Raw genomic sequence first — 12790 nt, 5'->3', positions numbered from 1 at the left:
GTTCCAAAAAGGCTTATTTCAGATTTTCGGGATTAAGGCCCTCGAGTTCGGGAATCACAAACCGTCCGTCTTTGCGGATAAGCACGTCGTCAAACCATACTTCTCCGCCGCCGTACTCCGGACGCTGAATCAGAACAAGATCCCAGTGCAGAGAGGACCGGTTGCCGTTATCCGCTTCTTCGTAGGCTTGTCCGGGGGTGAAGTGCAAGCTTCCGTCGATTTTCTCATCAAACAAAATGTCTTTCATCGGATGCTGGATATAAGGGTTAAAGCCCAGACTGAACTCTCCGATGTAACGGGCGCCTTCATCCATATCGAGAACTTCGTTAATGCGCGCCGTGTCGCTGCTTGTCGCTTCCACAATCTTGCCGTTCTCGAAACGGAATGAAATGTTATCGAACGTAACTCCCGACTGAATCGACGGCGTATTGAACGTGATCGTCCCGTTTACGGAATCGCGGACAGGCGCCGTAAAGCATTCTCCGTCCGGTATGTTATTTTGTCCGGAACATTTGATCGCCGGAATTCCTTTGATCGAAAAAGTCAGATCGGTTCCGGGCGCCACCAGCCGCACCTTGTCGGTCCGCTCCATCAAAGCCTTCAGCGGATCCATCGCCGCGTCCATGTTGCCGTAGTCGAGATTGCAGACGTCGAAATAGAAATCTTCGAAAGCATCCGTGCTCATGCTGGCCAGCTGCGCCATGGAAGCGTTCGGATAGCGGAGCACCACCCAGCGGGTGTGCTTGATTCTCTGCTCCAGATGAACCGGCTTCTGGTAGTAGAGGCTGTAGAGCTTCATCTGCTCTTCGGGCACATCCGCCCACTCGTTCACGTTCTCTCCCGCTCTTACTCCTATGTAACCGTCCATTCTTTTCATGCGGGCAAGATCGGCTTCTCCCCACTCCTGCATTTGTTCCTTCGTAGCGGACTTAATCAGGGAGCCGAGGACGCGCCGGTCGATCAGATCCACGTAAGGCTTACCGCCGCGGGCATAAACTTCTTCGATCAGACAGCGGACGAGTTCCCGTTCGGAACCGTACATCTCGATCCATACATTTTCTCCTGGCTTAACATCAAGCGAATATTGGACCAAATTGGCCGCAAGCTGTTGAATTCTCGGGTCGCGCATGAACTTCGTTGCCTCCTTGAAATGAGCGCTGGTTATGTAATTTCCTTCGGTCACGAGGACGGTTTGTCCTGCTTCCGGGCATCCAGCCGTTTTTTAAATAGACTGCCGAGTACCATCAGAATAACAAAAATGGCAAGCAGAACGAATAATCTGCCCTTATACGCTTTGAAATGAAACAAATCATGGGCAATCAGGGATTCCAGCAGCACCATCGGAATTTTGCCGAGCGTCGTCCCCAGAGCGAACTGACGAAACGTTACCGACGTGACACCGGCGCCGAAGCTGATGGCTGATGAAGGAATGACGGGAATTAGCCTCCCCATCAGGATGTACAAAAAACCATGATGCTCCATTTTCTTGTTAAACTGCTGTACAAGCGGCTTGGAGCTCAGTCTTCTTTCGACCCAGTCATGGGCGAAATAGCGGGCGATAATAAACGCCGTCACGCTGCCGAGCACCGACATCACGTAATTCACCACAAACCCCCATTTGATTCCGAACAGCGCGACGTTGGCGCCCGCTATAAGCACGAACGGTACGAAGGGGAATAGGGTTTGCAGATAGACCAAGGCTATACCCAGAGTTTTGCCCAGCATGCCAAGCGAAATAAGCCATGGAGTCAATTGCTCCATAGACGCGCCGGTATGCCTCCAGGCCGATTTTCTATAGAGGATCGAAAGAACGGCAATGATAACCAGCACTATCGTCATCCCATAAACAAATCGTTTGGTACGAATAAATGTAAGCCATTTCAAACTCGCCATCCTCCTGACATTTTTATTGTAACATTTTCTGGGATGATGTAAACTGCGAGCCCCATTATTACGCGGCATGTACCCTTTTAACCGGCGGATATCCGCACGAAGCATTTCGCATGGTAATAAATGTAATGTCGAGAGGGTACATATCACCTTGACTCACACCTAGACTCCGTCCCTTTTTTGGCATAAAAAAAGCGCTCCTCACGAGGTGAAGGAGCGGCTTTGATCCATAACGATTTGATTCCGGCCATCATGCTTGGCCTGGTACAAGGCCATATCGGCTTTGTAAAACAGGGATTCCACGCTGATTTTATCATCTTCCCAGAACCAGTCCGAAACCCCACAGGACACGGTTACTCCCGGACGCGTCTCGTTCATGACTCTTTCCCGGATTCTTTCGGCGACGCGAAGAGCTTGCTGTTTTCCTACTTTCGGTAAATAAACAGCCAACTCTTCACCTCCCCAGCGGGCAGCGATGTCCGTGTCGCGGATACTTGAAGCCAAAATACCGCTGACCTGCATAAGAATCTGGTCTCCGACCTGATGGCCGTATGTATCGTTCACTTGTTTAAAATAATCGATATCCACCACGATGAGGGACCCGCAGAAATCTTTCTTCTGCATCTCCTGTACCTGGTTATTCAAATAATGCCGCGCATACAACCCGGTCAGCTGATCCATAATGACCAGCCGCTGGAGCTCGGCATGCAAAGTCGCATTCGTGATGGCCAGACCGATATGGCTGCAGAGCGCCTGAAGCAGTTTGAAGTTATCGTAGGAGAAATAGTGGGGTTCGCGGTGAGCGACCAGGATAACGCCAAGCACTTCTCCCCCTCCAAGAATCGGGGCCGCCATCAGCGATCTCGATTTCGACAAGTCCATCAGTTTCGATGAAACGTGGAATCTCGGGTCGTAATCCGAAACGATGATGGCTTCCTTCCGGTCGTAAACGAGCCCCGAGTAGCCTGTCCCCAGTTCGAGATGCTCGTAATGCAGCGGATTAAAGTTGCTCGCTTTGACGACAAGCCGCTCCTTCTCTTCTTCCTTCTGGAGAATGCAGCAGAAGTCTCCTTTGAAGATATCCGTAAGTTCTCCGCAGGCGAAATCAAAAATTTCGTGAAGGCTCAAGCTTTGGGTCAGCTTTTGGGTCATATCGTTGATGAGCCGCAGCTCGTTGACCAGCAGATTGGAATGCTCGTAGAGTTTCGCATTCTCGAACGCCGTGCCGGCCGCGTCCGCGAGCAGAGTTATAAAGGAAAGCTCCGCCGGATCGACCGTATCGCACGTATATTTAAGATGAAGAACTCCGTATACACCCTGATTTCCCGAAAGAGGCGCCGCAATCTCCCTGCGGCGGACTCCGTCTCCCAACTCTTCTTCGTAGACGAACAGCTCGCCTTCCAGAAACGCCTTGGCGCAGATGTCTTCCTCGCCGCTCTGGTAGCGGAGAAGCTTGAAGGGAAGAGCTCCGTTATGATGGTCCTGCGAAAGCAGCAAATCCAGCATGACGAACGGGTACAGCTCCTGGATGCAATCGATCACGACCGTAAGAACGGCATTAACGTCGATCTGCGCATGCAGCTTGTTCGTCATCTCGAACAGCATCTCCCATTTGCGCAGCTCCCGCTCGCTGCGGTTGACCTGCCCCGACAAGGCGAGCGCCGTGCGGGCGCAATGGCCGCTCATGCTGAACTGCTGCAGCGACAGGATCTGAGACTCGAGCAGCGCCTCCAGCAGCGCGTGATCTTGAACCGGTCCGGCAAGGATGCCGATCGTTCCGACACATTCTCCGGACAGGCTGTACAGCGGAGCGGCGCAGGTCACACAGCCGCGCAGCGCCCCTTCGTTATATTTGGAACCGTCGACGGTAACCAGTCTCTGGTGGCGCTTACACTGCGAGAAAGCGGTTTGTTCGAGCAGCTCCTCCGTCCATGCTGTTCCGTCCCGGTATAGAGGGTGCAAAAAATTTTCCGCGGTATAAAATCCGATAATTTGACCGAAAGAATCAAATAGTTCCAAAGAACCATTAAACATACGCAGGTACCGAGCCGACCGGCCTATCCAATCTTTGAAAAGCTGATAGAGTTCGTTGCGCTGCGACAGAACGCCGCCCTGCCTGCCAAGATGGAGTACATAGGGCTCCAGGCTTGATTCATCAAGCTTTTTCGCGTTTTCGACGGGATAGTACGGTAAGGGGTGGTGAAGTTTGTCGCTCATAGACAACTCCTTTTCCACTTCCGAATAATTAAGAAGTATACTCCTAATGATACTAAATTTTTAGTAGTTATGCACTATCTTTTCCAAGAGTTTATACAGAGTGCCGCGCTTGACATATGTTCTTTTTTTGCATAAAATAAATAGTCGAGTACAAAAGGTTGTCGGGAGATTTTCGTGACTCACCCTCTATAGCTTCGCTGCTGATTAGCCTGCGGCTGAACAAGCTTCTCAGAGGACGCCCTTCGCGTCCGCCGGCGAAACTATCACGTGATCTGCCCATCTATCCAAAATAACATTTGAAGAGGGGTAACATCCATATGTCACGTTATACAGGTCCTAAATTTAAACTTAGCCGTCGTCTCGGTATTTCTCTGAGCGGCAGCGGCAAAGAACTCAAGCGTCCGTTTCCTCCAGGTCAACACGGCCCGGGACAACGCAAGAAGCTGAGCAACTACGGCATGCAGCTTCAAGAGAAACAAAAGCTTCGCCTCATGTACGGCGTACACGAGAAGCAGTTCCGCAACCTTTACAGCTTTGCTGCAAACCAAAAAGGGATTACGGGCGAAACGTTCATGCAGCTTCTTGAAAGCCGTCTGGACAACCTCGTATTCCGTCTTGGTTTCTCTAACTCCCGTGCAGGCGCGCGTCAGCTTGTTGCTCACGGTCACGTGACTGTAAACGGCAAAAAAGTCGACATCGCTTCCTACTCGGTTAAAACCGGCGACGTGATCGGTCTTCGTGAAAGAAGCCGCGGTCTCTCCGTAATCAAAGAAGCACTGGCTAACCGTAACTACCTCCCGGCTTACGTTGAATTCAACGAAGCGGCTCTGGAAGGTAAATACGTTCGTCTGCCGGAGCGTTCCGAGCTTCCGCAAGAGATCGACGAGAAGCAAATTGTCGAGTTCTACAACCGTCTTTCCTAGTCAACCGTCAGGTTCGACTGCAAAAGAGCCCCGATCTCCGGATCGGGGCTCTTTTTGTGCTTCTCCCCGTTTGTACGGGGGAAGCATATCTCGTGCATTAAGCTAATTTAATTTTCGCGAATTTACGCTTGCCTACTTGAAGAATATCGCCGTCCTTCACTTCTACGGACGCGTTCGGGTCGGTTACTTTCTCTTCGTTCAAGCGGACACCGCCCTGCTGAATACTGCGCTTCGCTTCTCCGTTGGTCGCCTGCAGGCCCAGCGTTACGAGCAGCTTCACCAGGCGGATTCCGCCTTCTTCAAGCTCCCCGGCCGCAAGCTCGACTTCCTCGATGTCGTCCGGCAGCGCACGCTGCTGGAATACCGTAACGAAGTGGCGCTCCGCTTCACTTGCAGCTTCCTCGCCGTGGTACATGCGCACAAACGTAGCGGCCAGCCGCATTTTGGCGTCGCGGGGATGAACGCTTCCGTCTTCGATTCCCGCACGAAGCGCGCTGAGCTCGTCATGGCTCAGATCCGTCGCCAGCTCGTAGTACTTCAGCATGAGCTCGTCGGGAACGGACATCGCTTTGCCGTAAATCTCGTTAGGCGCTTCATCGATCCCGATGTAGTTGCCGAGGCTTTTGCTCATCTTATTGACGCCGTCGAGTCCTTCAAGCAGCGGCATCATGATTGCGACCTGGGCCGGCACGCCGTACTCCTTCTGCAAGGTGCGCCCCATAAGCAGATTGAATTTCTGGTCCGTGCCCCCAAGCTCCACGTCGCATTTCAGCGCAACGGAATCGTAGCCCTGCATGAGCGGGTAGAAAAACTCGTGCACGTGGATAGGTTGACCGGAGGTGTAGCGTTTGGAGAAATCGTCGCGCTCCAGCACGCGGGCAACCGTCAATTTGGCGGACAGCTCCACCACATCGGCAAAAGTCAGGGGGCTGAGCCATTCCGAGTTGTAACAAACGGTCGTCTGCTCCGGATCGAGAACCTTGAAGATCTGCTTTTTGTACGTCTCCGCATTCCGCTTCACGTCTTCTTCCGTCAGCTGCTTGCGCGTCTCGGATTTTCCCGTAGGATCGCCGATACGGCCCGTGAAGTCCCCGATCAGAAGCTGCACATGATGCCCCAGTTCCTGGAACTGCCGGAGCTTGTGAAGCACAACCGTATGGCCCACATGAATATCGGGCGCGGAAGGATCCAGACCCAGCTTGATTTTGAGCGGCCGGTTGTCCGCAAGGGACTCGGCGATTTTCAGCTTCAATTCTTCCTCCGGCACAATTTCAACCGCTCCGCGGCGCAGGATCTCAACCTGGCGTTCCGCTTCGGCCTTCTGCTCGGCCGACAACTTTTCCCATACGTCTTTCATCGTCATCTTGCTTCCATCCCTCTCATCGCTGTAGTTTTCGCTGCATAACAAAAAGCCTTCCTGTCCACAAGGGACGAGAAGGCTTTAAACTCGCGGTACCACCCTAATTAAAGCACCTTCACCGGCATACGGCCGGGCAGGCGCTTTCACTTCATTCGGATAACGGGAAAGATCCCGGAAGAAAGCTACTGAAAGAAACTTCCGCTCGATCCTGTCCAGGCGGCGGTCGTAAGCCGTTCCGGATGATACGGCCGGCTGCTCTCGTGTTCACAATCTCTGCTCCGGACGGTATTTCGCTGAGGAGACCGGCACCGATTCACACCTGCCATCGGCTCTCTGTTCCCTGCATCTTCCCGCTACTGAAGTCCATCGACGCATTTTTGATTAATATCCAGTTCCCTAAATTTATATCATAAAGAAACAAACGATGTCAATCCGCAGTCCTTAGGACCAAAGTCCCGGCGGTATTCAAGATTTTGGCTTTGTGCTATAATTGAGGCGGTTATTAAAGGAGGAATCCTGGTAATATGGCAAAAAAACTCTCTTTTTTACAAAATCCGGGAGTCCGAAAGACGCTTAAAGTCACCTTTCATACGGTTAAGTGGTTGTTTGTGGCATTTCTTGTTGTCGGAATTATGGGGGGAGCCGCCGCTTTCGGTTACGTGAGCGCTCTTGTTAAAAACGAACCCGTCCGAAATAAAGAGGAAATGCGCAAAAAAATCGAAGAGAACGCCATCACGGGTTTTGTCTACTTTAACGACGATGCCGTTATCGGACAGCTTCGTACGGAAGAAGACAGGCGGCTTGCCGAATTGGCGGAAATTCCTCAAGTCGTTCTTGATGCGGTCCTCGCGATTGAAGATAACGATTTTTACAAACACAACGGGGTTGACGTAAAAGGCTTATCCCGTGCCGTAACGCAGAAACTGCTGAACGAAGACGTACAAACCGGCGGAAGTACGATCACCCAGCAGCTGACCAGACGCGTTTTTCTGACATTGGACCGGGATGAGGGGCGTAAAGCCAAAGAAATCCTGCTGTCCTTGAGGATGGAAAGACTTTTATCCAAAGACGAGATTCTGCTGGCCTATTTAAATAAAATCCCTTACGGAAACGGAGCTACGGGCTATAACCTGTTCGGCATTAAAGCGGCCGCCAAAGGCATCTTCAATATCGACGATCTGAAACAGCTGAATGTCGCCCAGGCCGCTTACTTAGCCGGCCTTCCTCAACAGCCGAGCAACTACTCGGCATACACGAGCAGCGGCGCGCCCAATCCGACGGGACTCAAAAACGCGATTACACGCCAGAAGCTTGTGCTGAAGCGGATGCGCGAGGAAAACAAAATAAACGAAGCGCAGTACAACGAGGCACTCGCCTTCGGTATTGAAGCTTCTCTTGCCCAGCGCCAGCAAAAAGCATATGCCAGCTACCCCTATCTCATGATTGAAGCCGAGAAGGAAGCCGTCAATCTGCTTCTTAAGCAGCAGAATCCCGACCTTGATCCCGAGAAAGACGCGGCCGCTTACAACGAAGCATCCAAGGCTATGCATACCCAGCTTCTGCGCGGCGGCTATCAGATTTATACGAGCATAGACAAAACGATCTATGACTCCATGCAGACGATCGGCAAAGAAGCGAAGAACTATTCCCCGACCGATTCCAAAAAAGGCGAGGAACAAGTCGGAGCGGTCATGATGGACAGCAAAACGGGCGCCGTTCTCGGGATGATCGAAGGCCGCGATTTCAACAAATCGCAGATGAACAACGCGATCCAGGCCGTCAGGCAGCCGGGTTCCACGATGAAGCCGATTGCGGCATACATTCCCGCCATGGAATCCGGCAAAATTCAGCCGGCCAGCATTATCGACGATTCGCCCGTAATTTTAAAGGACGGCGCGAAAGGCTATCACATTCCCGAGAACTGGAACCACAAGTACAGCGGTCTGATCACTGCCCGCAAGGCGTTGAACCAATCCTACAACATCCCGGCGATCAAGCTGTTCACGGACACCGTCGGAATTAAGGAAGCTTGGACGTTCGCCAAGAAACTGGGAATAACCACGATTGAAAAAGAGGATTATAACGCTCAAACGGGCGTAATCGGCGGTCTTAAATACGGCGTGACCGTCAAGGATATGACCGGTGCTTATGCCGCCATGTCCAACAAAGGACTGTACAACGAAGCGTTTATGATCCGGAAAATTACGGATTCGACCGGCAAAGTGATTTATGAGCACGAAATGAAGCCGACGCGTGTCTTCTCCGAGGAGACAGCCTACCTGATTACGGACATGATGAGAACCGTTATTACCGAAGGAACGGCGACAAGTATCAAGAAAAGCTTTAAATTTTACGGCAAAATACCGGTGGTCGGCAAAACCGGCTCTACGCAGGATGACGCCGACGCCTGGTTCATGGGGTATACTCCGAACATTACGGTCGGTGTGTGGGCGGGTTACGAGCTTCCGGTGAATAAGCTCAGCAAAGCCGGAACTCAGCGTGCCATGAACATGTGGTCGCTCATTATGAACGCGGCCGTCGAGAAGAAACCCGAGCTGTTCCCGGACACCTCGTTTAAACGGCCTTCTACGGTCGTTCAGGCGACCGTTTCCGACGTGTCCGGCAAACTTCCGAGTGATTTGAACCGGCAGTCCGGACACGTGGTGACGGATTGGTTTAACCGGAAGTACATCCCTAAAACTGTCGATAATTCCATGAAATCGATGAACACCATCGAATACAACGGCATTAACTATATCGCACAGGATCAGACTCCGGGCGACATGGTAAAATCCAAGTTTGTCATTGTCCGCGAGAAGTCGGTCAATTCCCTGCTGAAGGAACTTTCCGCGGTTCTGAACAAGCTCCCGGCCAAAAACCGCCGTCCGCTCAGCTTCTACAAACCGAAGGATTACGACGAGGACGCGCCTTCCGAGATCGACCCGCGCAAAGATGACGGAAGCGATCCGAGCGCCCCTTCGAGAGTGGCGGCAACCAAATCGGGTGGCTCCGTGGTCATCACGTTCCAGCCAAGCGGGAACAACGATGTAGTCGGCTACCGGCTGTACCGTTCCGACAACGGCGGTCCATATATCCGGCAGACGGGTAAGGTTGTCATGACCGGAAGCGACAGCAAGTTTACGGACAGTGTCAGCCCGTCTTCCGCCCAATCTTACTATGTCACGGCGGTTGACGTAGCCGGACGGGAATCCGCTCCGGGAAAAGCCTCTTCGACGGGCTCCAACTCCTCCATTGACTCCGGATTAGTTCCGGGAGGCGGAGGCAGCGGGGCAGACGGAGGCAGCCAAAACGGAGGGAACGGCGGTTCCGACCAGGAATCGGATCCCAAGCAGACACCGTCCTCTCCTGCGGGACTGACCGCGAAAGGAAGCGGCAGCGGATTAAAACTGCAATGGAACGAGAATTCTTCCAAAGATAAAGTTAAACGTTACAATGTCTACTATGCCGAGAAAGCGGACGGAAGTTACAAAAAGATCGATGCCTCTCTCTCTGCCGAATACGCACTCTCGTCCGTAAAACACGACGGGTATTACAAAGTGTCGGCCGTGAACGATGCCGGAGAGTCACGGTTGTCTTCCGCGGTAAAATATGCGGCACGTTAAGCCCGCGGACCGCACCGGATAAATTTCAAAAGAAAAGCCCGTGAGACTGCTAAACTTGATTGCTTGGCAGCTCCGGGCTTTTCTTTTGGCTTTTCTATCAAGCGGAATCGCAGAACTTGTATAAGAACGGAAACCGTACCCATGAAAAAAGCAGTTGCAGAACAAAAAGAGCGGCCTGACGGCCGCTCTTTCCTCTTTTAATCTTCAATCGTCGACAGGTCGCCTGTCGGCAGGTTAAGTTCCCAAGCTTTGAGCACGCGGCGCATGATTTTACCGCTGCGCGTTTTAGGAAGTTTGTCTTTAAATTCGATCTCCCGAGGAGATGCGTGCGCAGACAAACCTTCTTTTACAAACTTGGCGATGTCCGCTTTAAGTTCATCGGATGGCTCGAACCCTTCGCGAAGCGCGATGAACGCTTTGATAATCTCGCCGCGCATCGGATCCGGCTTGCCGATAACACCCGCTTCCGCAACGGCCGGATGCTCGACCAGTTTGCTTTCCACCTCAAACGGGCCTACCCGCTCGCCCGCGGTGTTAATAACGTCGTCGATACGGCCCTGGAACCAGAAGTAGCCGTCCTCATCCATGTAAGCGGAGTCCCCGGATATATACCAGCCGGTTAATCTGAAATACTCTTCGTATTTCGCAGGGTTGTTCCAAATTTTGCGCATCATGGACGGCCAAGGCGTTCTGACCGCGAGGTTGCCCATCCGGTTAGGGGGAAGAACATTGCCGCTGTCATCGATAATGGCGGCTTCCACGCCGGGAATCGGACGTCCCATGGAGCCCGGCTTGATCGGCATGCTCGGGTAGTTACAAATGAGCTGGCCGCCTGTTTCGGTCATCCACCAGGTATCGTGAATACGCTGGCCGTATACTTTCATACCCCATCGGACGACTTCCGGGTTAAGAGGCTCCCCTACGCTCAGGACATGACGGAGCGAGGACAGATCAAACTGGTTGACCACATCGTCTCCGGCACCCATCAGCATACGGAAAGCGGTCGGAGCGCTGTACCAGACCGTCACTCCGTATTTCTGAATCGTATTATACCAGTCCTGCGGACTGAAACGTCCGCCGCGGATTACGTTCGTAGCTCCGTTAAGCCAAGGGGCGAAAATACCGTAAGATGTGCCGGTAACCCAACCTGGATCGGCCGTACACCAGTACACATCGTCTTCTTTAAGATCAAGGACAATATTGCCCGTATAGTAATGTTGAACCATGGCGTTATGCACATGGAAAACGCCTTTAGGTTTGCCTGTCGAACCGGATGTGTAATGCAGAATCAATCCGTCTTCACGGTCTACCCATTCGATGTCGAGTTCTTCGGACGCCTGCGCCATTTCCTTGTGGAAATCCACTTGACCTTCCTGAAGATCAAGATCTTCGCCAACGACAATGACATGCTTCAGATTAGGCAGTTCGGCCGTTGGGATACGGTGCACGAGTGAGGGTGTCGTAATAATGGCGACAGCTTCACTGTCCTGCAGACGGTCGCGTACCGCCATTTCCATGAATGCTTCGAAAAGCGGTCCGACTACCGCACCGATCTTGATGGCCCCGAGAAGTGCCATATACAGTTCCGGAGTACGCGGCATGAAAATAAAGAAACGGTCTCCCTTATTCACACCAAGCTTGCGGAGCACATTCCCGAATTGATTGGATGTCGTTTTCAATTGAGAGAAAGTATAAGACTCGTCTCTCTTCTGATCGCTATAATAGAGGGCAACTTTGTCTTTTCTGGAAGATTCGGCATGGCGGTCGATCGCTTCGTAAGCCATGTTCACTTTGCCCGTATCGAACCAGGAAAAATTGGATTCTATCTCTTCCCAATTGAACGATTCTCGGGCTTTCTCGTAATTGCCTAGGTTGCCGTTTTGTGAAACTGCATCTACCACTTCACCTTTTAATTGGTTCATTTCTCCTACCTCCCGACAATTGAAACGCTTTCAATCTTTTTTGAATGCTTTGTGCCTGACAGGAAGAAAAGCGCACTTTTCACCATGTATATTATATCACAGCAGGTTATGTTTGCCTATTGCTTTTCAATTTGCCGAAAAATGTGATATAAGAGAGTATAGAGAGAACTGCGTTACCGACGCCGCTTTTAAGGAGACTCCCTCTCATGGACCATAAAAAAATTTATCATTCGCACTCTTTCGTACCGCCTGACCTGGATGCGGAGATCACCGTGGAGGGTCCCGTATCCCCTGATCACCTGCGAGGCCTTCAGATGCATGCCGATTTGGACGCTTTCCGCAAGCCGAGAGACCAGCACGAGGCCCTGATCGAAATCGCGGAGCTTCCCGAGGGCCGCATTATTATCGCCCGTACCGGGGACTGGATTGTAGGCTATGTCACCTTCCATTATCCCGATGAAATCGAACGCTGGTCCCAAGGCAATATGCCCGACCTGATTGAACTCGGGGCAATCGAAGTTGCCAACAGCTACCGGGCTCTCGGACTCGGCAAGAAGATGATCCGGCTCGCCTTTACGGACGGACAACTGGAGAACGTCATTACGTTCACGACCGAATATTATTGGCATTGGGACCTGGAAAGCAGCGGGCTCAGTGTATGGGATTACCGCAAAATGATGGAAAACCTGATGAAATGCGTAGATATGGTGTGGTTTGCCACCGACGATCCGGAAATATGTTCGCACCCGGCCAACTGCCTGATGGTTCGCATCGGAAGCAAAGTTCCCCTGGCTTCCGTCGAGCAGTTCGACCGCATCCGCTTTCAACAACGGTTCATGTATTAAGAACCATTTC

At 52.0% G+C, this 12790-nt stretch carries 8 protein-coding genes and 1 other annotated feature; of the genes, 3 read left to right on the top strand and 5 right to left on the bottom strand.

Features of this window, described 5'->3' with window-relative positions; genetic code table 11:
- Positions 1–13 precede the first annotated feature (13 nt).
- The 3 genes from ABH899_RS02740 to ABH899_RS02730 form a co-directional block, all read right to left on the bottom strand.
- Positions 14–1129, bottom strand: a complete 1116-nt coding sequence (locus ABH899_RS02740) for an aminopeptidase (protein WP_217557714.1) — start codon at positions 1127–1129, stop codon at positions 14–16.
- A 50-nt stretch (positions 1130–1179) separates the two neighbouring features.
- A complete protein-coding gene (locus tag ABH899_RS02735; protein WP_256123701.1) occupies positions 1180–1893 on the bottom strand; it encodes a TVP38/TMEM64 family protein in 714 nt (237 codons plus the stop codon).
- Between the two features lie 198 nt (positions 1894–2091).
- A complete protein-coding gene (locus tag ABH899_RS02730; RefSeq protein ID WP_369993784.1) occupies positions 2092–4107 on the bottom strand; it encodes a diguanylate cyclase in 2016 nt (671 codons plus the stop codon).
- A gap of 317 nt (positions 4108–4424) precedes the next feature.
- Between ABH899_RS02730 and rpsD the strand changes: the two genes are divergently transcribed.
- Positions 4425–5030 carry a 30S ribosomal protein S4 gene (rpsD, locus tag ABH899_RS02725; protein ID WP_326052483.1) on the top strand — a complete coding sequence of 202 codons (606 nt, stop codon included), beginning with the start codon at positions 4425–4427 and terminating at the stop codon, positions 5028–5030.
- 97 nt (positions 5031–5127) lie between these two features.
- Here rpsD and tyrS read toward each other — a convergent pair whose 3' ends face one another.
- Positions 5128–6393 (bottom strand): tyrosine--tRNA ligase, encoded by a 1266-nt coding sequence (tyrS, locus tag ABH899_RS02720; RefSeq protein WP_369993781.1) that lies wholly within the window; start codon positions 6391–6393, stop codon positions 5128–5130.
- A 60-nt stretch (positions 6394–6453) separates the two neighbouring features.
- Positions 6454–6769 (bottom strand) — a binding site (T-box leader).
- A gap of 145 nt (positions 6770–6914) precedes the next feature.
- Between tyrS and ABH899_RS02715 the strand changes: the two genes are divergently transcribed.
- Positions 6915–10013, top strand: coding sequence for a transglycosylase domain-containing protein (locus ABH899_RS02715; protein ID WP_369993778.1), 3099 nt, complete (start codon positions 6915–6917; stop codon positions 10011–10013).
- A 197-nt stretch (positions 10014–10210) separates the two neighbouring features.
- Here the strand turns inward: ABH899_RS02715 and acsA are convergent, their stop codons facing one another.
- On the bottom strand, positions 10211–11935 hold the full coding sequence (acsA, locus tag ABH899_RS02710; protein ID WP_369993777.1) for an acetate--CoA ligase: 1725 nt from the start codon (positions 11933–11935) through the stop codon (positions 10211–10213).
- A 206-nt stretch (positions 11936–12141) separates the two neighbouring features.
- Here acsA and ABH899_RS02705 point away from each other — a divergent pair, with 206 nt between their 5' ends.
- A complete protein-coding gene (locus ABH899_RS02705; RefSeq protein ID WP_009672639.1) occupies positions 12142–12780 on the top strand; it encodes a GNAT family N-acetyltransferase in 639 nt (212 codons plus the stop codon).
- Positions 12781–12790 lie beyond the last annotated feature (10 nt).

The sequence above is a fragment of the Paenibacillus sp. RC84 genome, from assembly GCF_041260495.1.
Classification (GTDB): Bacteria; Bacillota; Bacilli; order Paenibacillales; family NBRC-103111; genus Paenibacillus_F.
Note: the sequence above shows the minus strand (reverse complement) of the source record. Positions and strands in the feature narration are given on the sequence as shown.

What these genes read in the sequence shown, in the direction of transcription:
- ABH899_RS02740 (WP_217557714.1), bottom strand. Translation starts at nt 1,129, where the DNA reads ATGCGCGACCCGAGAATTCAACAGCTTGCGGCCAATTTGGTCCAATAT.
- ABH899_RS02735 (WP_256123701.1), bottom strand. Translation starts at nt 1,893, where the DNA reads ATGGCGAGTTTGAAATGGCTTACATTTATTCGTACCAAACGATTTGTT.
- ABH899_RS02730 (WP_369993784.1), bottom strand. Translation starts at nt 4,107, where the DNA reads ATGAGCGACAAACTTCACCACCCCTTACCGTACTATCCCGTCGAAAAC.
- rpsD (WP_326052483.1), top strand. Translation starts at nt 4,425, where the DNA reads ATGTCACGTTATACAGGTCCTAAATTTAAACTTAGCCGTCGTCTCGGT.
- tyrS (WP_369993781.1), bottom strand. Translation starts at nt 6,393, where the DNA reads ATGACGATGAAAGACGTATGGGAAAAGTTGTCGGCCGAGCAGAAGGCC.
- ABH899_RS02715 (WP_369993778.1), top strand. Translation starts at nt 6,915, where the DNA reads ATGGCAAAAAAACTCTCTTTTTTACAAAATCCGGGAGTCCGAAAGACG.
- acsA (WP_369993777.1), bottom strand. Translation starts at nt 11,935, where the DNA reads ATGAACCAATTAAAAGGTGAAGTGGTAGATGCAGTTTCACAAAACGGC.
- ABH899_RS02705 (WP_009672639.1), top strand. Translation starts at nt 12,142, where the DNA reads ATGGACCATAAAAAAATTTATCATTCGCACTCTTTCGTACCGCCTGAC.